Origin of the sequence: Ancylobacter tetraedralis (assembly GCF_014195655.1) — a bacterium.
GTDB classification, from domain to species: domain Bacteria; phylum Pseudomonadota; class Alphaproteobacteria; order Rhizobiales; family Xanthobacteraceae; genus Ancylobacter; species Ancylobacter tetraedralis.
Genome location: NZ_JACICD010000001.1, coordinates 500647 through 520294, shown reverse-complemented (window position 1 = coordinate 520294; position 19648 = coordinate 500647). Strand labels below are relative to the sequence as shown.

Sequence of the window (19648 nt, the reverse complement as noted above, 5' to 3'; positions counted from 1 at the left end):
GCGCGGCCGCCGCCGGCCATCCCGTGCACCCATGCGACGGAGCATACCCTTGACCACGTCCTCTCCCAACAAGGCCACCGTCGTCCTCGTGCATGGCGCGTGGGCCGACGGGTCCAGCTGGCGGCGCGTCATCCGCGTGCTGCAGCAGCACGACGTCGCGGTCGTCGCGGTGCAGAACCCGACGAGCTCGCTCGCCGACGACGTCGCCGCCACCCGGCTGGCGCTCGACGCCATCGATGGTCCGGTCGTGCTGGCCGGCCATAGCTGGGGCGGCACGGTCATCACGCAAGCCGGCAACGACCCGAAGGTGAAGGCGCTGGTCTATGTCGCCGCCTTCGCCCCCGATGTCGGCCAGTCGACCGGCGACCAGGTCGCCGCCCATCCCGCCCCGCCCGGGCTGAGCGGCGTGAGCGACGATGGCACCGGCCATCTCAAGATGAGCGTGGAGAGCTGGATCGAGAATGTCGCGCAGGATCTCCCCGTGGAGGACGCGCGCATCCTGGCCGCCATCCAGCCCCCGCTGGGGCTGGCGACATTCGGCGACAAGGTGAGCCAGGCGGCCTGGGTGGACCGGCCCAGCTGGTACATCGTCTCCACCGAGGACCGGGCGGTGAGCGTCGACCTGCAGCGGGAACTGGCCAGCCGGATGAACGCGCGCACCACCGAGCTGACGGCGAGCCATGTCTCGCTGCTCTCCCTGCCGCAGGCGGTCGCCGAGGTCCTTCTGGAAGCGGCGGCGCAGGTCTCGGCCGGGTAGCCGTGGCCGGCGCCCCGCCCGCTCCCACAGGGAAGTCCGCGGCATGAAGCTCTATATCGCCTCGCTCGCCGCTGGCCTGCTGGTCGGCATCGTCTACAGCCTGATCAATGTCCGCTCGCCGGCACCGCCGGTGGTGGCTCTGATCGGGCTGTTCGGCATTCTCCTCGGCGAGCAGGTGGTGCCGGTGGCGCGCCACCTGATGCGGGGCGACGGGCTGCGCGCCGCCATCGGCCTGGCCGACTGCTCCGACCATGTGCTCGGCCAGCTGCCCGGGCGCAACGCCTCCTCTCCGCCGGAGACGCCGCCGAAATCCTGAAGGCCCGTGCCGAAGCGCGCCCCGCCGAACCATCGCGGGATTTGTCCCGGCCTTGCCGCGGCCGGCTTCATTCCTTCCCTGCTGGAGGCCCAGATCATGGCTCAGCCCGCCACCGCCGACCTCATCCTGCTCAACGCCAAGGTAACGACGCTCGACCGCGCGAACCCGCAGGCGGAGGCGGTCGCGGTGCACGCCGGGCGCATCCTCCTCGCCGGCCCGGCCGCCGAGGTGATGGCCCATGCCGGGCCGACGACGCGGGTGATCGATGCCGGCGGGCGGCGGGTCATTCCCGGGCTGATCGACAGCCACATGCACATCATTCGCGGCGGGCTGAACTACAACATGGAGCTGCGCTGGGACGGCGTGCGCTCGCTCGCCCACGCCATGGAGATGCTGCGCCGGCAGGTGGACAACACGCCCGCGCCGCAATGGGTGCGCGTGGTCGGCGGCTTCACCGAGCACCAGTTCGCGGAGAAGCGCCTGCCGACGCTGGAGGAGATCAACAAGATCGCCCCCGACACGCCGGTATTCATCCTCCACCTCTACGACCGCGCCCTGCTCAACGGCGCGGCGCTGCGCGCCGTCGGCTACACGAAGGACACGCCGAACCCACCGGGCGGGGAGATCGCGCGCGATGCCGCGGGCAACCCGACGGGGCTGCTCCTCGCCCAGCCCAACGCCGCGATCCTTTACGCCACGCTGGCGAAGGGGCCGAAACTGCCGCCCGAATACCAGAAGAACTCCACCCGCCATTTCATGCGCGAGGTGAACCGGCTCGGCGTCACCGGGGTGATCGACGCCGGCGGCGGGTTCCAGAATTACCCGGAAGACTATTCCATCGTCGAGGAACTGCACCGCGAGGGCCACCTCACCGTGCGCATCGCCTACAACCTGTTCACCCAGAAGCCGAAGGAGGAGCTGGCCGACTTCGCCCGCTGGACCAGCACGGTGACGCCGGGACAGGGCGATGACAGCCTGCGGGTGAACGGCGCCGGCGAGATGCTGGTCTATTCCGCCGCCGACTTCGAGGATTTCCAGGTGCCACGGCCTGACATGGCGCCGAGCATGGAAGGCGACCTCGAGCCGGTGGTGCGCCTTCTCGCCGAGAAGCGCTGGCCGTGGCGGCTGCACGCCACTTATGACGAGACCATTTCCCGCGCGCTGGACGTCTTCGAGAAGGTGAACAGGGATGTCCCCCTCGAAGGCCTCAACTGGTTCTTCGACCACGCCGAGACCATCACCGACCGCAATATCGAGCGCATCGCGAAGCTCGGCGGCGGCATCGCCGTGCAGCACCGCATGGCCTATCAGGGCGAGTATTTCGCGGAACGCTACGGTCCCCGCGCCACTGAACGCAGCCCGCCGATCCGCCGCATGCTCGACATGGGCGTGACGGTGGGCGCGGGCACCGACGCGACGCGCGTCGCCTCCTATAATCCCTGGGTCTCGCTGGCCTGGCTCGTCACCGGCAAGACGGTGGGCGGGCTCTCGCTCTACCCCGCCTCGAACCTGCTCGACCGCGAAAGCGCGCTGCGCCTGTGGACGCACGCCAACACCTGGTTCTCCAACGAAGTGGGCAAGAAGGGGCAGATCGCCCCGGGCCAGCTCGCCGACATGGTGGTGCTCTCGGACGATTATTTCGCGGTGCCGGGCGATGCCATCGCCGACATCACCTCGGTGCTCACCCTGCTCGGCGGCGCGCCGGTGCATGGCGCGGGCGACTTCGCCGACCTCGCCCCCGACCTGCCACCGGCCATGCCGGACTGGTCGCCGGTGCGCACCTTCGGCGGCTACCAGCAGCGCGCGCAGGCCGGTAAGGATGCGAATTATCAATTCGCCCGGCTGTGCGGCTGCGCCAACAGCTGCAACGTGCACGGCCACGCCCATGCCGGGGCCTGGGGATCGAACGTGCCGGTGTCGGATGCGGGCTCCTTCTGGGGCGCGCTCGGCTGCGCCTGCTGGGCGGTGTAGGCCACGGGTCGACGGCGTTTTCGACGGGCGAAGCGACATTCGCCTCGCCGGAAGACGCTCTAGCATGAGGGCGGACGCCACCCGGCGCCGGGAAGGATCGAGGAGCGCGCGATGACCAACGACCCGAAGGTGGCTCCGCTCGCCCCGCCTCCGGCACCCGCGCCGGCGGTGGGCAGCTTCGCCCCGCTCAAGCGCACGGTGTTCGCGGTGCTGTGGGGCGCGACGGTGCTCGGCAATACCGGCACCTTCATGCGCGACGTGGCGAGCGCCTGGCTGGTGACCGACCTCTCGGCCTCGCCCGCCGCGGTCGCGGCGGTGCAGGCGGCCGGCATGCTGCCCATCTTCCTGCTGGCCATTCCCGCCGGCGTGCTCTCGGACATTCTCGACCGCCGCAAGTTCCTCATCGCGGTCCAGCTGCTGCTGGCCTCGGTAAGCGCGACGCTGATGGTGCTCTCCGCCTCGGGGTTGATCACCGTGTCGGCGCTGATCATGCTGACCTTCATCGGCGGCATCGGCGCGGCGCTGATGGGGCCGACCTGGCAATCCATCGTGCCCGAGCTGGTGCCCCGCGGCGAGCTCAAGAGCGCGGTGGCGCTCAACTCGCTCGGCATCAACATCGCCCGCTCCATCGGCCCGGCGGTGGGCGGCCTGCTGCTGGCCGGCTTCGGCGCGGCGCTCACCTATGGCGCGGACGTGGCGAGCTACGCCATCGTCATCGGCGCACTCTTGTGGTGGAAGCGCCCGGCCGGCCCCGATGACGCGCTCAGCGAGCGCTTCGGCGGCGCCTTCCGCGCCGGGCTGCGCTATGCCCGCTCCAGCCGCGAGCTGCATGTTGTGCTGCTGCGCGCGGTGGTGTTCTTCGCCTTTTCCAGCGCGGTCTGGGCGCTGCTGCCGCTCGTCACCCGCGAACTGCTGCGGGGCGACGCGGCGTTCTATGGCATCCTGCTCGGCTCGGTCGGCGTCGGGGCCATCGGCGGCGCGCTGGTTCTGCCCACCCTGCGCGAACGCCTCGGCCCGGACGGACTGATGCTCGCCAGCGCCCTCGTCACCGGGCTCGCCGCTGGCGGGCTGGCGCTGGGGCCGCCAAAATGGGCGGCGCTGGTCATCCTGCTCGCAATGGGCGGCGCGTGGATCGTCGCGCTGACGACGCTCAACGCCACGGCGCAGGCGATCCTGCCCAACTGGGTGCGCGGGCGGGCGCTGGCCGTCTATCTCACCGTGTTCAATGGCGCCATGGCCGGCGGCAGCCTCGGCTGGGGCTTCATCGCGCAGGCGATCGGCCTGCCGGCAACGCTCCTCGCCGCCGCCGCCGGCCTCGTCATCACCGGGCTGATCGTCCACCGCGTCGCGCTGCCCAGGGGCGAGGCCGACCTCACCCCCTCCCATCACTGGCCCGAGCCGATGCTGGCCGAGCCGGTGGAGGGCGATCGCGGCCCGGTGCTCATCCTCATCGAGTACCGGGTGGCCAAGGCCGACCGCGACGCCTTCCTCACCGCGCTCCGGCAGTTGTCGGATTCGCGCCGGCGCGACGGCGCCTATTCCTGGGGCGTGATGGAGGACGCCGCCGAGCCGGAGTTGATCACCGAGTGGTTCATGGTGGAAAGCTGGGCCGAGCACCTGCGCCAGCACCGGCGCGTGTCGCATGCCGATGCCGACGTGCAGCAGGAGGTGCGCCGGTTCCACCTGCTGGAGGAAGGCCCGATCGTGCGCCATCTGCTGGCGGTGACATCGTCCCGCTGATGTCCCTGCCGTGAGGCGCGCCGGAGCGGAGCCGCATCATGGGGCGGGGCGGCTCCAAGACTTGCGGGCGCGCCAGAACACGGTGCTGTCGGCATAGCCCAGCGCCTCGGCGAGGCGGGCCTTGCTGGCCCCCGGGCCCGCGACGGACTGGTGCGCGGCGATGGCCTGGCGCTGCGCCCGCACGAGGTCGCGCAGGCACAGCCCCTCTCCCGCCAGCCGCCGCTGCAGCGTGCGCACGGAGAGGCCGAGCTCACCCGCGACACTGGTAAGGGTGATGGGCTTGTGCCCGAGATAGATGCCGATCAGCGCCCGCACCTGCTCGGCGAGGCCCGGCGCGCACCGCTCCTTCTCCCGGATATCGGCAACGTGCCGCTCCAGTATGGCGATGAGATCGCGATCCTCGCTGCGATAGACCCGCTCGGCATCGGCACGGGCGACCACGATGCGATTGGCCGACTGGCCGAACAGCAGCGGGCACCGGAACAGGCGCCGCAGATCGCCGGCATCCATCGGCGCGCCATGCTCGAAATGCACCTCGACCGGGTTCCACCCCGCGCTGAAGCAGCCGCGCACCAGCTGGCAGGTGGCGGCCAGCGAATATTCCGCGTCCTGCCGGCGCGGCCACAGGCGCGGGTCTTCAAGCCGGTAGCTCCATGTCACCCGGTCATCCGCCTCGACCACGCCGATGCCGGTCGCGCCCTGTACCAACGCGACATGCCGGGCCATGCGGGTGAGCGCGGCGCGGATGGTCGCGGAGAGCGCGAACAGCATGCCGATCGGCCCGATATCGCCCGGGCGGAACGTGGAGCCGAGCCGGGCCCCGAAGACGGGATCGCCGGTATGCACCGCCGCGTCTTCGAACACGGCGATGTAGCGCGCCATGGGAATGAGACCATACGGATCTTCCAGCTGTGAGCGCATCAAGCCATGGCCCGCCAGCAGCATGTCGGTCTTGCCGGTTTGACGGTCGAGCTGGGCCACCACGCTCAGCAGGACCGAGGCGCGGATTGAAGCGATTCCGGGCAGGACGGCGTCTAAATTCGGGGCATTTGCCATGATGGTCGGCTCCCGTGGCACCGCTGGCGCGAAGTATCGAATTCTCGGCATACGCAGCAATTCAAGGGCCAGCCGGGCCTCGATATTCCTCTCAGGAAATTATTGGCCTAGATGAAGAGAGAGGGGTCTCGTGATGTCCGTGAACGATGCTGTGCCGCTCGTGCCGCCCGACCGCCTTGCGAGGAACTCGGTGGGCCTCGCCCATATCATCTTCTTCGTGGTGGCCGCCGCCGCCCCGCTCACCGCCGTGGTGGGCGCCTCGCCTGCCGCCTTCGCCTTCGGCAACGGAGCGGGCGTGCCCGGCGCCTTCGTGCTGGCGGGCCTGCTCTACCTCGTGTTCTCCGTCGGCTTCGCGGCGATGAGCCGGCATATTGGCGGAGCCGGCGCGTTCTACACCTATATCGCGCAGGGGCTCGGCAGACCGGCGGGGGTAGGCGGCGCCTTTGTCGCGCTCGTCACCTACAGCGCGGTGCAGATCGCGGTCTATGCGCTGTTCGGCGTCTTCGTCGCCGCCGCGCTGGCGCCGCTGGGCCTTGATGCGCCGTGGTGGCTGTGGGCGCTCGTCGCGCTGGTGGCGGTGATGTTCTGCGGCCAGCGCAACATCGCCTTTTCCGGCGCCATTCTCGGCGTATGCATGCTGGCGGAGATCGCCATCCTGCTGCTGCTCGACATCGGCATCCTCGTGAAGGGCGGCGGGCCGGAGGGCTTCACCTTCTCCAGCTTCGCGCCCGCCACCGTGTTCGCGCCCGGCCTCGGCGTGGCGCTGGTCTTCGTCATCGGCTCGTTCATCGGCTTCGAGGCCACCGCCATTTTCGGCGAGGAGGCCGAGCAGCCGGAAAAGACCATTCCGCGCGCCACCTATATCGCGGTGCTGCTGATCACCGTGTTCTACGCCTTCTCGACCTGGGCGGCGGTGCAGTTCTACGGGCCCACTCAGGTGCAGTCCGTGGCCGCATCGGGGCTGGAGACCTTCTATTTCACCGCCGCCGGCGCGGTGCTGGGCGGCTGGTCGGTGGAGGTGATGAACCTGCTGCTGATCACCTCGCTGTTCGCCTGCATCCTCTCCTTCCACAACACGCTGAACCGCTACTTTTTCGCGCTCGGCCGCGAGGGGCTGGCGCTGAAATCGCTCGGCAAGGTGCATGCGGTGCACGGCTCGCCCCATGTCGCCGGCTATGTGCAGAGCGCGGTGGCGGCGGTGATCCTCGCGCTGTTCGTGCTGTCCGGGGCGGATGCCTATACCGTGGTGTTCTCCTTCATGTCGGCGCTCGCGGTCATCGGCATCCTGGCGGTACAGGTGCTGGTCTCGCTCGCCATCCTGCGCTTCTTCCGCACGACGCGGACCGGGCATGGCCCGTGGACCACGCTCATCGCACCGCTGCTCGGGCTGGTGGGACTTGTGGGGGCGCTGGGGCTGGTCATTTCCAACCTGTCGCTGCTCACGGGCAGCGAGAGCCCGGTGGTCGCCGCCTTCCCCTATGGGATTGCGCTGGTCTTCCTCATCGGCGTCGGCTTCGCGCTGGTGATCCGCGCCCAGAGGCCGGACCTTTACGCCTCGCTCGGCGAGGTGTTCGGATGAGCGCGCTCGCCCTGTCCCTCAAGGCCTCCGGCGGGCAGGTCCACCCGCTTCTGGCGGGAATGGCGCTGGCCGGCGCGCTGCTCGTCCTCGGCTCTGCCGCGCATCTCACCTGCTCGGTCTTCTGTGTGCACGCGATGTTCGGCGGCGCGCCGATGACGATGGCCTTGGCCCCGGACGTCATGCCCGGTGAGATCTGCACCTCGGCGCCGCGCCGCTGATCGCCTGCCGCCGCCCCTTCTCTTCCTTGCTATCGGAGCTTCCGCCATGGATGCCCAGACCGACGCCAAGCTTGCCGACGCCACGCTCGCCCACGCCACGCTCGCCCACCCCCACCCGCTCGATCCGCTCAGCCTCGACGAGATCGCCCGCGCGGTGGCCATCCTCAAGGCGGAGAAGGCGCTGGGTGCCTATCACCGCTTTCCCATCGTGCGGCTGGAGGAGCCGGCCAAGGCCGAGCTGAAAGCCCATCGCGACGGGGAGAGCCTGCCGCGCCGCGCCTTCGTGCTGACGCTCGACGCCGCCACCGGCGTGGCGGCCGAGGCCATTATCGACCTCAGCGCGGCGGGGCTCACGGACTTCAAGGTTCTGCCGAACGACCAGCCCCCCTATGGCCAGCCGCCGATCATGATCGAGGAGTTCATCCGCGCGGAGGAGATCGTGAAGGCCGATCCCGGCTGGCGCGCGGCGGTTGCCAAGCGCGGCATCACCGAGGCCGACATTCCCCTCGTGCAGATCGACCCGTTCTCGTCGGGTTATTTCGGTCGGGATTTCGAGAAGGGCCGGCGCATCGTGCGCGCGGTGTCCTACTGGCGCGAGGATATTCGCGACAATGGCTATGCCCACCCGATCGAGGGCGTGGTCGCCGTGGTCGATCTCGTCGCCAATCGGGTCGTGGACCTCGTGGACGAGGACAAGATCATCCCCATTCCGAAGAAAAAGCGCAATTACGGCCGCGAGGCATTCCCCGATATGCGCGATGATGTGAAGCCGCTCGACATCGTGCAGCGGCAGGGGCCGAGCTTCACCGTCGATGGCTGGCGCGTGGAGTGGCAAAACTGGAGCTTCCGCGTCGGCTTCACCCCGCGCGAGGGGCTGGTGCTGCACGAGCTCGGCATCAAGGACGGCGGCAAGCTGCGCCCGGTGATCTTCCGCGCCAGCGTGACCGAGATGGTCGTGCCCTATGCCGACCCGACCGCCAACCACTATTGGAAAAGCGCCTTCGACGCCGGCGAATACGGCCTCGGGCGCCTCGCCAACCAGCTGGAGCTCGGCTGCGACTGCCTCGGCCACATCCATTATTTCGACGTGCCGGCGGCGGACGATCTCGGCCAGCCCTTCACCATGCAAAACGCCATCTGCATGCACGAAGAGGACTATGGCACGCTGTGGAAGCACTATGAATTCCGCAACGGTATCTATGAGACAAGGCGCTCGCGGCGGCTGGTCATCTCCTTCTTCGCCACGGTGGGCAATTACGATTACGGCTTCTACTGGTATCTCTACCAGGACGGCACGATCCAGCTCGAGGCCAAGCTCACCGGCATCATCCAGACTGCGGCGGTGACGCCGGGCGAGGTCTATCCGTGGGGCGGCATGGTGGATGAAGGGCTGGGCGGGCCGACGCATCAGCATTTCTTCAATGCGCGCCTGCACATGGATATCGACGGTGGCGGCAACACCGTGACCGAGCACGAATTCGTGCCGCGCCCCTGGGGCGACGACAACCCGTATGGCAACGTGTTCGATTCCCGCAGCCGCGTGCTCAAGCGCGAGCTGGACAGCCCGGCACTGGCCAATGGCGAGACCGGGCGCTTCTGGAAGGTCTCCAACCCGAACGTCGCCAACAGCGTGGGCAAGGCGCCGGGCTACAAGATGGTGGTCATGCCCACCCCGGTGATGCTGGCGCAGGAGGGCTCCACCGTCGCCCAGCGCGGCGGCTTCGCCAGGAAGCACATCTGGGTCACGGCCTTCGACGCGGCGGAAAAATATGCCTCCGGCGACTATCCCAATGTGAATGCCGGCGGGGGCGGGCTGCCGGCCTATGTGAAGCAGAACCGGCCGATCGAGAACACGGATGTCGTGCTGTGGCATTCCTTCGGCCACACCCATGTGTGCAAGCCGGAGGATTTCCCGATCATGCCGGTGGAATATGCCGGCTTCCTCCTGAAGCCCAACGGCTTCTTCGCCGCGAACATCGCCATGGACCTGCCCCCCGAGAAGAACGCCCATTCGCGCGACAACCGCGAGGAAGGCGAGGAAGGCCGCAAGGGCGGGGGCGGGTCGTGCTGCCATTGAGGGCGGCTGGGGCAAGAGGACGCGGCGGAAGGATTCGTGCGCTGGGTCCCGGCTCTGCGCTCCGGCTGCGCCGTCGCGGGTGCATGACACGAGGGGCACGGCTTCCCGGACCAAGGTGCGGGTGAGCGCACCTTGGTCCGGGAGCCAGCGCAAGACCCTTCGGCCATCTCCCCGTGGGCCGGGATCCCGACAGCGTCGGACGCCGGCCGTGTAAAGCCTTCACACACCCCGCCGTGCGGTGGCGTAGAAGCTCTCCGCCCTCTCCGTCTCGTTCAGCGTGAAGCGGTGATCGAGCGGGGGCTGCGCGCGCTGCTCGCAGTCCAGCCGCGGGCAGATGCGGCAGCCCACGCCGATCGGCACCGTCTGCGAGGGGTCGTTGAGGTGGATGCCGTCGGAATAGACCATCTGCCCGGCATGGCTGATGTGGCAGCCGAGCCCGATGGACAGGTGCCGGCGCGGCGCGTTGTGCCGGTAGCCGCCCTTGGTGATCGACTTGGCGATGCAGAAATAGCGCTGGCCCTCCGGCATCTGGCTGAGCTGCACATTGATCCGCTCGGGGTGCAGGAAGGCCGCGTAGACGTTCCAGCGCGGGCAGGCGCCGGAATGGCGGGAGATGTGGATGCCCGACAGCGAAAACCGCTTGGAGATGTTGCCGGCGATGTCGGTGCGCACAAGGTGCAGCGGAATGCCGCTCTGGCCCGGCCGCTGCAGCGTGGTCATGCGATGGCACACCTGCTCGAAGCTGGTGCGGAAGCGGCGCTGGACCCGCTCGATATCGTAGCGGGTTTCCTGGCAGACCCGGAGGAACGGCTCATAGGGCATCACCAGCGCGGCGCCAAAATAGCTCGCCAGCGCATTGCGCGTCACGATCGCCGCGTCGGCGGCGAGGTTGCCGCTCTCGATCAGCTGGTCGATCTCGCGCGAGGCGGCGAGCAGGCCGAGCTGGTGCGCCACCACGAACAGGGCGGATTCGGGCGGCAGCACCTCGGCGGTGATCAGTTCGCGCGCATTGGCGTCATAGCGCCGGGCGATGCCGCCGGGCAGTGACGCCGAATGCCAGTTCAGCCCGAACACGTTGGAAAGATAGGTCTTCAGCCCGTATTCGAAGGAATCCGAGGCGACATCGATGTCGCGGCGCACCCGCTCCGCCGCCGCCTCCAGCGTCGGGAAATGGTTGGCGTTCTCCTGAATGAAATCGGAGACCGCATCGGTCGCGGGGTGATAGCCGACCTCGTCCGCGTCCGGCGCGCCGGGCTCCCCGCTGCGGCGCGCCTCGCGCAGGGTCTTGAACTGATCGAAGAGGCGCACGACCGCCCGCCCGACCGCCGGATTGGACGCGGCGAGGTCGCGAATGTCCTGGTTGGTCAGCGCGTTCTCGGCGAACACGTCGTCGCTGAACAGCTCCATGAGGTCGCCGACGAGGCGCGGCTCGTCATTCTCGACAAGTTCGCCGGGCTCGATGCCGAAATAGCCGGCCAGCTTCATCAGCAATGGCACGGTGATACGCCGACGGTTGTGCTCGATGAGATTGAGATAGCTGGCCGAAATGCCCAAAGCGCTGGCGAGGTCGGCCTGCGAGATGCGCTTGGTGCGGCGCAGCCGCTGCACGCGGCTGCCGATGCGCGGTTCGGTGGCGAGCATGGGCCCGGTCCTTTGCTCGGTTTACAAAACAGGCCTGTGAACTTTACAAGCCTTATCAGCTTAACATGCTCATACTGCTATATTTATTGCCCCTTCATGTCGAGTGTGAAATCTTTACATCACACCTCGAACGGAGGAATTGACATGAGACGGCATCACGACGGCAGCCAGCACAACGGCCCCGAGGAATTCGTTACCATCGTCGGCGGCAGCGCCGAGGAGATCAGCCGGACCTTTCGCGAGCAGGGTCTGGCCGAGCAGGACTTCACCATCGTCCACCGCATCGGCCGCCATCGCCTCGCCGGCCCGGCCGGGCAGGATCTGCTCGCGCTGTTCGATGGCCGCCAGCTCGTGGCCGCCACCTATACGCGCCGTGGCCGCTAGGCCGCGCTTTCGCCCGATCCTGCGCGACGAGGCCCGCGCGGCGCCTCGCGCCGGATCGGTGACCGCGGGAGCCTCCGCCTGCGTGGCTCCCGCGCCCCATCGCATCCCTTCAACGACCTCAGAATTCGAGAAGAACCATGCTGGACCAGCTTCGCACCCCCGCCACGCCGTTCCTTGCCCCGCAATGGGCACCGAACCGCTGGAACGGCATTCGCCGCACCTACTCCCCCGCTGACGTCGCCCGCCTGTCCGGCTCGCTGCGCATCGAGCACACGCTCGCCGCCAACGGCGCCCGCCGCCTGTGGGACCTGCTGCAGACCCAGGATTTCGTGCCCACGCTCGGCACCTATACCGGCGCGCAGGCGATCCAGCAGGTGAAGGCGGGGCTGGAGGCGATCTACCTCTCCGGCTGGCAGGTGGCGGCGGACGCCAATTCCTCCGGCGAGATGTATCCCGACCAGAGCCTGTATCCGGTCGACAGCGTCCCGGCCGTGGTCAAGCGCATCAACAAGGCGCTCACCCGCGCCGACCAGATCCAGACCATGGAGAAGGCGGACGGCATCACCGGCCCCGAGCTCGACTTCTTCGTGCCGATCATCGCCGATGCCGAAGCCGGCTTCGGCGGCCAGCTCAATGCCTATGAGCTGACCAAGGCGCTGATCGAGGCCGGCGCGGCGGCGGTGCATTTCGAGGACCAGCTGGCTTCGGAGAAGAAGTGCGGCCATCTCGGCGGCAAGGTGCTGGTGCCCACACGCCAGTTCATCCGCACGCTGAACGCGGCCCGCCTCGCCGCCGACGTCATGGGCGTGCCCACCGTGCTGATGGCGCGCACCGACGCGGAATCGGCGCGGCTGATCACCTCGGACATCGACGAGCTCGACCGCCCGTTCATCACCGGCGAGCGCACGGCGGAGGGCTTCTACCGCTACAATGGCGGGTTCGAGGCCGGCATCGCCCGCGCCGTGGCCTACGCGCCCTATGCGGACCTGTTGTGGTGCGAGACCTCGACGCCGAGCCTGGACGATGCCCGCCGCTTCGCGGAAGGCGTGCACAAGGTGCATCCGGGCAAGATGCTGGCCTATAACTGCTCGCCCTCGTTCAACTGGGCCAAGCACATGGACCGTGCCCAGATGAAGACCTTCCAGCGCGAGCTGGGGGCGATGGGCTACAAGTACCAGTTCATCACGCTGGCCGGCTTCCACAACCTCAACTACACGACCTTCGACCTCGCCCGCCGCTACCGCGAGGACGGCATGGCCGCCTATTCGCAGCTGCAGGAAGCCGAGTTCGCGGCCGAGAGCCAGGGCTTCACCGGCACCCGCCACCAGCGCGAGGTCGGCACCGGCTATTTCGACGCCATCGCCACCGTGCTCAGCGAAGGCGCCTCCTCGACCACGGCGATGAAGGAATCGACCGAAACCGCGCAGTTCTGACCGCGCAGTTCTGACGGCGCGAGCGTAACCCAGCTTGTCATCCCGGGGCGGAAGCCCAGCGAGCCTCCGGCGGGTTCGGGGAGAACCCGCCGTGAGGTCCGGCACTGTCCGGCGCCCGGGGATGACACTTTCATCGCGTACCGAGTCGCATCGCCGCACAGGTCCGCCATCCGGCGCCGGTGGAAAACCCGCGCCGGACGGCGTGACTCACGCGAAAAATGGTGCACCGCATCATACCATGGCGCCCGCAAAACGAGCCGCCAAGCCTGGCATTTTGTCGACCTGCCGCAACGCACGCAACCCGTTGAGGTTCCTGCAGTTCAGCCATGCCGGGAATGCAGGTGTCCGCCCTTGCCGGCGGCCACCTCTCCGACTAAGTGCGATATTGCGTCGCAGCAGTTATGTGCCGCATAGCACAAACTGGCCCGCCTCTGCGCCAGGCGCGGCCGCCCAATCGCCCACAAGGGGAAACGCCATGAGCCACACCGACGTCTCCGGCCTGAAGGTTGACGCTGCCCTTCTCGACTTCATCAATCATGAGGCGATCCCGGGAACGGGCGTGGACGCGGCTTCTTTCTGGAACGGGTTCGCCGGGCTGGTGGCGACCTTCGCCCCGCGCAATGCGGCGCTGCTCGCCCGCCGCGACGAATTGCAGGCGCAGATCGACGCGTGGCATCGCGCCCACCGCAACAAGCCCGTCGATCCCGCCGCCTATGAGGTGTTCCTCGCCGAGATCGGCTATCTGCTGCCCGAGCCCGAGCCCTTCGAGGTCGTCACCGAGAAGGTGGATGACGAGCTGGCCCGCATTCCCGGCCCGCAGCTGGTGGTGCCCGTCACCAATGCGCGCTACGCGCTGAACGCCGCCAATGCGCGCTGGGGCAGCCTCTATGACGCGCTCTACGGCACCGACGCGCTGCCCGAGGATCATGGCGCCGGCCGTTCCAAGGGTTTCAACCCGATCCGCGCCGAGCGCGTGATCGCGCGCGCCCGAGCCTTCCTCGACGAATCCGTGCCGCTCTCGGGAGCAAGCCATGCCGATGTCGTCGCCTATCGCATCACGGAGGGCGCGCTGAAGGCCGAGCTGAAGGACGGAAGCCACGCCGGGCTGAAGGACGGCGCGCAGTTCGCCGGCTATCGCGGCGCGGCGCAGGCGCCGCAGTCGGTGCTGCTCCTCAATCACGGCCTGCATATCGACATCGAGATCGACCGCGCGCACCGCATCGGCGCGACCGATCCCGCCGGCATCGCCGACATCGTCATCGAGGCGGCGGTGACGACCATCGTCGACTGCGAGGACAGTGTCGCCGCCGTGGATGCCGAGGACAAGGTTCTGGTCTACCGCAACTGGCTCGGCCTGATGAAAGGCACGCTCAGCGCCGCCTTCGCCAAGGGCAAGGAGACGGTGGAGCGCCGCCTCGCCAGCGACCGCACCTATGTCGCGGCCAATGGCAGCGATCTCACCCTGCACGGGCGCAGCCTCATGCTGGTGCGCAATGTCGGCCAGCACATGATGACCGATGCCGTGCTGGACGCCGCCGGCCATGAGATCCCCGAATCCGTGCTCGACGCGGCCGTGACCACGCTGATCGCGCTGCACGACCTCAAGGGCACGAGCGCGCGGCGTAACAGCCGCACCGGATCGGTCTATATCGTGAAGCCGAAGATGCACGGGCCCGAGGAGGTCGAGTTCGCCGTCGACCTGTTCGCCGGCGTCGAGACGCTGCTGGGGCTGGAGTCCAACACGCTGAAGATCGGCATCATGGACGAGGAGCGCCGCACCAGCGCCAACCTCGCCGCATCGATCCGCGCCGCGCGCGAGCGTGTCGTGTTCATCAATACCGGCTTCCTCGACCGCACCGGCGACGAGATCCATACCTCGATCGAGGCGGGCCCGGTGGTGCGCAAGAACGAGATGAAGGCGCAGCCCTGGATCAAGGCCTATGAGGACGCCAACGTCGATGCGGGCCTTGCCGCCCATCTCGACGGCCATGGCCAGATCGGCAAGGGCATGTGGGCGATGCCCGACCGCATGGCCGACATGCTGGTGCAGAAGATCGCCCACCCGCTGGCCGGCGCCAACACCGCCTGGGTGCCCTCCCCGACCGCGGCGACGCTGCACGCGCTGCACTACCACAAGGTCGATGTATTCGCCCGTCAGGCGGAGCTGCGCACCCGCACTCCGGCCTCCAAGCGCGACCTGCTCACCATCCCCGTGGTCGACCGCGGCAACTGGGAACCGGCGGCGGTTCAGGAAGAGCTGGACAACAATATCCAGGGCATTCTCGGCTATGTCGTGCGCTGGATCGACCAGGGCGTGGGCTGCTCCAAGGTGCCGGATATCCACGATGTCGGCCTGATGGAAGACCGCGCCACGCTGCGCATCTCCTCCCAGCATGTCGCCAACTGGCTGCTGCACGGCGTGGTGACACGCGAGCAGGTCGAGGAGACGCTGCGCCGCATGGCCAAGGTGGTGGACGGGCAGAACGCCGGCGACCCGCTCTATGCGCCGATGGCGCCCGCCTATGACGGCATCGCCTTCCACGCCGCGCGCGACCTCGTCTTCGAGGGCCGCACGCAGCCCAATGGCTATACCGAGTTCGTCCTTACCCGCCGCCGCCGCGAGGCCAAGGACGCGCAGAAGCAGGCACAGGCCGCCTGAGCGGCGCGTCGCCCCTGAAGCCAGCACCGTCAAACGGCCGCGCCAGCGCGGCCGTGGTGAACATTCTCGTGCCTTGCGGCTCCCCGGATACCGCGATTTCCCGATGGACAGCCCGCCCCGCGCGCCGGATAGTGGATCTGTCGCGGCGACCTCGACCGCCTCGAAGCGACGACTTCCGGCCGGGGCCCGCTCCGTATGCGGCTTCCGCTGGAGCCGGCGGAGGCAACAAGGCGGTCTTCCGTTTCGGCCCGGATCCATGACCTGCCTGTCACGCCTGTCGCTTCATCTTCTTTCCACGCTCCTCGCTCTCGTCCTGTGCGTGATACCCGTCCTCGCGCAGACATCGCCGTCCGCCGCCCCGCCGCCCGCGCCGCTGAGCCAGCAGCAGTTCGACCAACTGGTCGATTCGCTCGCCAAGGCGGTGAGCGAGCGCCTGCAGGCGCAGCCGGGCGAACCCGCCCACGCCGCCGCCGGCAAGGCGGCCACCGAAACCTCGGGAACCGCGAAATCCGCATCCGGCAAGGCCGCGCCCGCAGCGCCCGCCGCCAGCGCGCCGATGATGGACATGGCCGATGAGGAACCGCTCAGCGAGATGCTGATCGAGGTGATCGAACGCGGCGACGATGCGCTGGAGCAGTTCCCCGCGCTCATCGCGCAGGGCGCGCGCATTCCCACCATCCTCGGGCCGGAGCTGAACAGCGGGCGCGATCCCAACCGCTTCCTGCTGCTGCTGCTCGGCTGCGTCGCGGCGGCGCTTGCCACCGAATTGCTGCTGCGGCTGGCGTTGAAACCCGCGCGCCACTACCTGGCGCAGCGGGTCGAGGGTGCCGCCTCGATCTGGGCGCTCGCCGCGCTGGTGAGCCTCGACATGGTCGTGCTCACGGGCATGTGGCTCGTCACGCACGGCTTCGTCGTCGGGCTGTTCAGCGGTAGCGAGCCTCAGGACAAGTTCGGCTTCCTGGTGCTGACCAGCGTGTTCTACTGGCGGCTGTACCTTCTCATTTTCCGCATCGCGCTGCGCCCCAACCTGCCGCAGGCCCGCCTTGCCGGGATCGACACGGCGGGCGCGCGCAAGATCTACCACTGGGCTTCGCTGGTCATCGCGGTGGCGATCACGCTCGGCGACATCCGCCGTATTCTTGAGGGCATGCACTCCTCGCCGCTGGTGGTGGCCTGCGCGGTGCTGGTGAACACGCTGCTGCTCACCTCGCTGCTGGTCGCGGCCGCGGCGGCGGTGCGCGAGCCGGTGGCGCTGTGGTTCCACGGGCTGTCGCAGCAGGGGCGTCCCGGCCCTCTGGTGCGCACCATCGCGCGGCTCTGGCTGGTGGTCGCCATTCCCCTCTTTCTCGCGCTCGGCATGGCACGCATCTACGGCGCGCTGACCTCGGTGGGCAGCATCCACCTGGCGATCCTGATGACGATGGACGTGCTCATCGCGCTCATCGTGCTCGAATCCTTCATGGACAAGGTGTGCCGCCTGATGCGTGCCGACGTGCAGCCGGCGACGGCGGCGCGCGAGCGCGCCATCGAGGCGCTGATGCGCTGCGTGCGCGTCGCCATCCTGCTGCTGTCGCTGTCGCTGCTGTTCCGAATCTGGGCGGTGCACGGCGTCGGCATGATGGAAATGAGCCGCTACAACGCGCTGGCGGGCGCCGCCCTGCCGGCCGGAGCCATCCTGCTGGGCGCCTATTGCGCGTGGCAGACCGTGGAATACTTCACCACGGTGCACAGCGCGAAAGTCGCCATCATCATGCCGGGCCAGGAAGACCCGGATGCCCACAGCGACGCTCCCGCCTCGCGCATGAGCACGCTGATGCCGCTGCTGCGCGTCACGCTCCTGCTGGCCATCGTCGTCATGGCCGGCCTGACCGTGCTGTCCCAGCTCGGCATCGACATCATGCCGCTCATCGCCGGTGCCTCCATCATCGGCCTCGCCATTTCCTTCGGCAGCCAGACGCTGGTGAAGGACATCGTCTCCGGTGTCTTCTACCTCGTCGACGATGCGTTCCGGGTCGGCGAATATATCGATTGCGGGCGTGCCAAGGGCACGGTGGAAGGCTTCACGCTGCGCTCGCTGAAGCTGCGCCACCAGAACGGCATGATCCACACCATCCCGTTCGGCCAGCTCGGCCAGGTGACCAATTTCAGCCGCGACTGGGCGACGCTGAAATTCAACCTGCGCTTCACCCGCGACACCGACATCGAAAAGCTGCGCAAGACGGTGAAGAAGATCGGCCTCGAAATGCTCGAGGATCCCGACCTGAAGGACGATTTCCTGATGCCGCTGAAGATGCAGGGCGTCGCCGACATCACCGACAACGCGCTGGTCGTGCGCTTCAAGTTCACGGTGAAGCCGACCCGCCCGACGGTGATCCAGCGCGAGGCTGTCAAGCGCATGATCCGCATCCTGCCCGAGCAGGGCATCGAGTTCGCCAACAACATGGTCTCGGTGCAGGCGCTGGGTGGCCCGCCCGGCGCCGAACAGGCGGCGGCGGCGATCACCCGCACCCAGATCGCCAACGATCTCGCCCAGCGTGCCGCCGTCGAGGCCGCCGCGACGGGCTGACGCGCGCCCTCACGCGCGTCCCCTCAGGCGGGCGGCGTCCAGTGCGTGGCGAGCGCGCCGATATCGGGGCGCGGCCGGTCCGGCGGTATCTCGGTGGCGGTGCCGAGATGAACAATGCCGGCGATCCGCTCGCCGGGTCCGGCACCGAGCAGACGCACGGCTTCCGGATCGGTGGCAGCCCAGCCGGTGACCCAGATGCCCGAAAAGCCCAGCGCCTGCGCCCCATGCAGCAGGTTGAGGCACACGGCGCCGGCGGAAAGCTCCTGCTCGACGACCGGGATCATCGTCTCCCGGTTCGGCCGGCTCACCACCACCACGGCGAGCGGCGCGGGAAACAGGCGCGACATGATGCCGGCGAATTTCTCGCGCTTGTCCGGCGCCATGTCGGGATTGCGCGTGCGGTAGGCCCCCGCCAGACGGGCGCCAAGGGCAGCCCGCGCCTCCCCCTCGATCACGATGAAGCGCCATGGCGACAGCGCGGCGTGATCGGGTACCCGCACCGCGATGGCGAGGAGCCGCGCCAGCTCATCGGGCGTCGGCCCCGGCGCGCCCAGCCGGGCAGCCGGCACCGAGCGGCGCGTCTCCAGGGCCGTGAGCCAGGTCGGGTCCGGCGTCAGCGTGGCGGATGGGGACGGCGGCGCGGGGGGCGATGATTCGGACGACACGGGCAATCCTTCCTGCAACAGCGCGGCGCGGCTTGTTTGCCTGCGGGCGACGGCGGCGCGCAACCGGCGCGACGTTCCACGCTCCGCGATGCCTACCAACCACCCCGCACGCGCCCCAGATAACAGGTACCGTCGGGAAATGCGCCCATGCCATGGGCAGGGGGCGACTCCACGGCCGAATTGGTCGACAATATCCCACGGCAGCCGCCGCCGACTCGTGCGGCAGCGATAATCAGAGGCCGCCCCAAGGAGCACGACATGAGCATGAATGGTGAAGTTCCGGTCCGCGACAACCGCGGTGCCGACCGATTCGAAATCGAGCAGGACGGCCATCTCGCCATCGCCCAGTATATTCTGGCGCCCGATCACATCATCTTCACCCATACCGAGGTGCCACCGGAACTCGGCGGGCGCGGCCTTGCGACGCGGCTGGTGGAAGCGGGGCTCGCCAGTGCGCGCGAGCGCGGCCTGTCGGTCATTCCGCGCTGTTCGGTGTTTGGCCGCTACATGATGAAGCATCCGGAGACGCACGGGCTGATGGCGCCGGAAATCCGCGCCACGCTTGGCCTGCCGGGCTGAAAAGGCG

Annotated in this window: 15 protein-coding genes; 12 read left to right on the top strand and 3 right to left on the bottom strand. The window is 68.5% G+C overall.

The features are described 5' to 3' along the window. The first annotated feature begins 49 nt into the window (after nt 1-49). From FHS55_RS02405 to FHS55_RS02390, 4 genes are all read left to right on the top strand, one after another. Nucleotides 50-757, top strand: coding sequence for an alpha/beta fold hydrolase (locus tag FHS55_RS02405; RefSeq protein WP_246339762.1), 708 nt, complete (start codon nt 50-52; stop codon nt 755-757). A gap of 43 nt (nt 758-800) precedes the next feature. Then, a complete protein-coding gene (locus FHS55_RS02400) occupies nt 801-1073 on the top strand; it encodes a XapX domain-containing protein (RefSeq protein WP_183188071.1) in 273 nt (90 codons plus the stop codon). A gap of 96 nt (nt 1074-1169) precedes the next feature. Beyond that, on the top strand, nt 1170-3044 hold the full coding sequence (locus FHS55_RS02395) for an amidohydrolase (protein WP_183188070.1): 1875 nt from the start codon (nt 1170-1172) through the stop codon (nt 3042-3044). A gap of 111 nt (nt 3045-3155) precedes the next feature. Further along, nucleotides 3156-4784, top strand: coding sequence for an MFS transporter (locus FHS55_RS02390; protein WP_183188069.1), 1629 nt, complete (start codon nt 3156-3158; stop codon nt 4782-4784). Between the two features lie 36 nt (nt 4785-4820). Here FHS55_RS02390 and FHS55_RS02385 read toward each other — a convergent pair whose 3' ends face one another. Then, complete coding sequence (locus FHS55_RS02385; RefSeq protein ID WP_183188068.1) at nt 4821-5840, bottom strand: AraC family transcriptional regulator; 1020 nt, start codon at nt 5838-5840, stop codon at nt 4821-4823. 133 nt (nt 5841-5973) lie between these two features. Here FHS55_RS02385 and FHS55_RS02380 point away from each other — a divergent pair, with 133 nt between their 5' ends. The 3 genes from FHS55_RS02380 to FHS55_RS02370 are packed head-to-tail and all read left to right on the top strand — an operon-like array spanning nt 5974 to nt 9714. After that, complete coding sequence (locus FHS55_RS02380; protein WP_183188067.1) at nt 5974-7419, top strand: APC family permease; 1446 nt, start codon at nt 5974-5976, stop codon at nt 7417-7419. Further along, nucleotides 7416-7637, top strand: a complete 222-nt coding sequence (locus tag FHS55_RS02375; protein WP_183188066.1) for a hypothetical protein — start codon at nt 7416-7418, stop codon at nt 7635-7637. The genes FHS55_RS02380 and FHS55_RS02375 overlap by 4 nt, the downstream gene beginning before the upstream one ends. Before the next feature lie 46 nt (nt 7638-7683). Further along, complete coding sequence (locus FHS55_RS02370) at nt 7684-9714, top strand: primary-amine oxidase (protein ID WP_183188065.1); 2031 nt, start codon at nt 7684-7686, stop codon at nt 9712-9714. 219 nt (nt 9715-9933) lie between these two features. Here FHS55_RS02370 and FHS55_RS02365 read toward each other — a convergent pair whose 3' ends face one another. After that, nucleotides 9934-11355 (bottom strand): helix-turn-helix domain-containing protein, encoded by a 1422-nt coding sequence (locus FHS55_RS02365; protein ID WP_183188064.1) that lies wholly within the window; start codon nt 11353-11355, stop codon nt 9934-9936. A gap of 144 nt (nt 11356-11499) precedes the next feature. On the opposite strand from FHS55_RS02365, the gene FHS55_RS02360 reads away from it, so the two are divergent. From FHS55_RS02360 to FHS55_RS02345, 4 genes are all read left to right on the top strand, one after another. Then, entirely contained in the window at nt 11500-11739 is a 240-nt protein-coding gene (locus FHS55_RS02360; protein WP_183188063.1) for a hypothetical protein, read from the top strand. Between the two features lie 137 nt (nt 11740-11876). Then, entirely contained in the window at nt 11877-13172 is a 1296-nt protein-coding gene (gene aceA, locus FHS55_RS02355; protein ID WP_183188062.1) for an isocitrate lyase, read from the top strand. A 475-nt stretch (nt 13173-13647) separates the two neighbouring features. Then, complete coding sequence (locus tag FHS55_RS02350) at nt 13648-15831, top strand: malate synthase G (protein WP_183188061.1); 2184 nt, start codon at nt 13648-13650, stop codon at nt 15829-15831. 256 nt (nt 15832-16087) lie between these two features. After that, the gene (locus FHS55_RS02345; RefSeq protein WP_183188060.1) at nt 16088-18397 is read left to right on the top strand and encodes a mechanosensitive ion channel family protein; all 2310 of its coding nucleotides are present in this window, start codon (nt 16088-16090) and stop codon (nt 18395-18397) included. Nucleotides 18398-18420: 23 nt separating this feature from the next. Here FHS55_RS02345 and FHS55_RS23310 read toward each other — a convergent pair whose 3' ends face one another. Further along, nucleotides 18421-19062, bottom strand: a complete 642-nt coding sequence (locus FHS55_RS23310) for a nitroreductase family protein (protein WP_343055944.1) — start codon at nt 19060-19062, stop codon at nt 18421-18423. Nucleotides 19063-19320: 258 nt separating this feature from the next. On the opposite strand from FHS55_RS23310, the gene FHS55_RS02335 reads away from it, so the two are divergent. Next, nucleotides 19321-19641 (top strand): GNAT family N-acetyltransferase, encoded by a 321-nt coding sequence (locus FHS55_RS02335; protein ID WP_183188058.1) that lies wholly within the window; start codon nt 19321-19323, stop codon nt 19639-19641. Nucleotides 19642-19648: the final 7 nt, after the last annotated feature.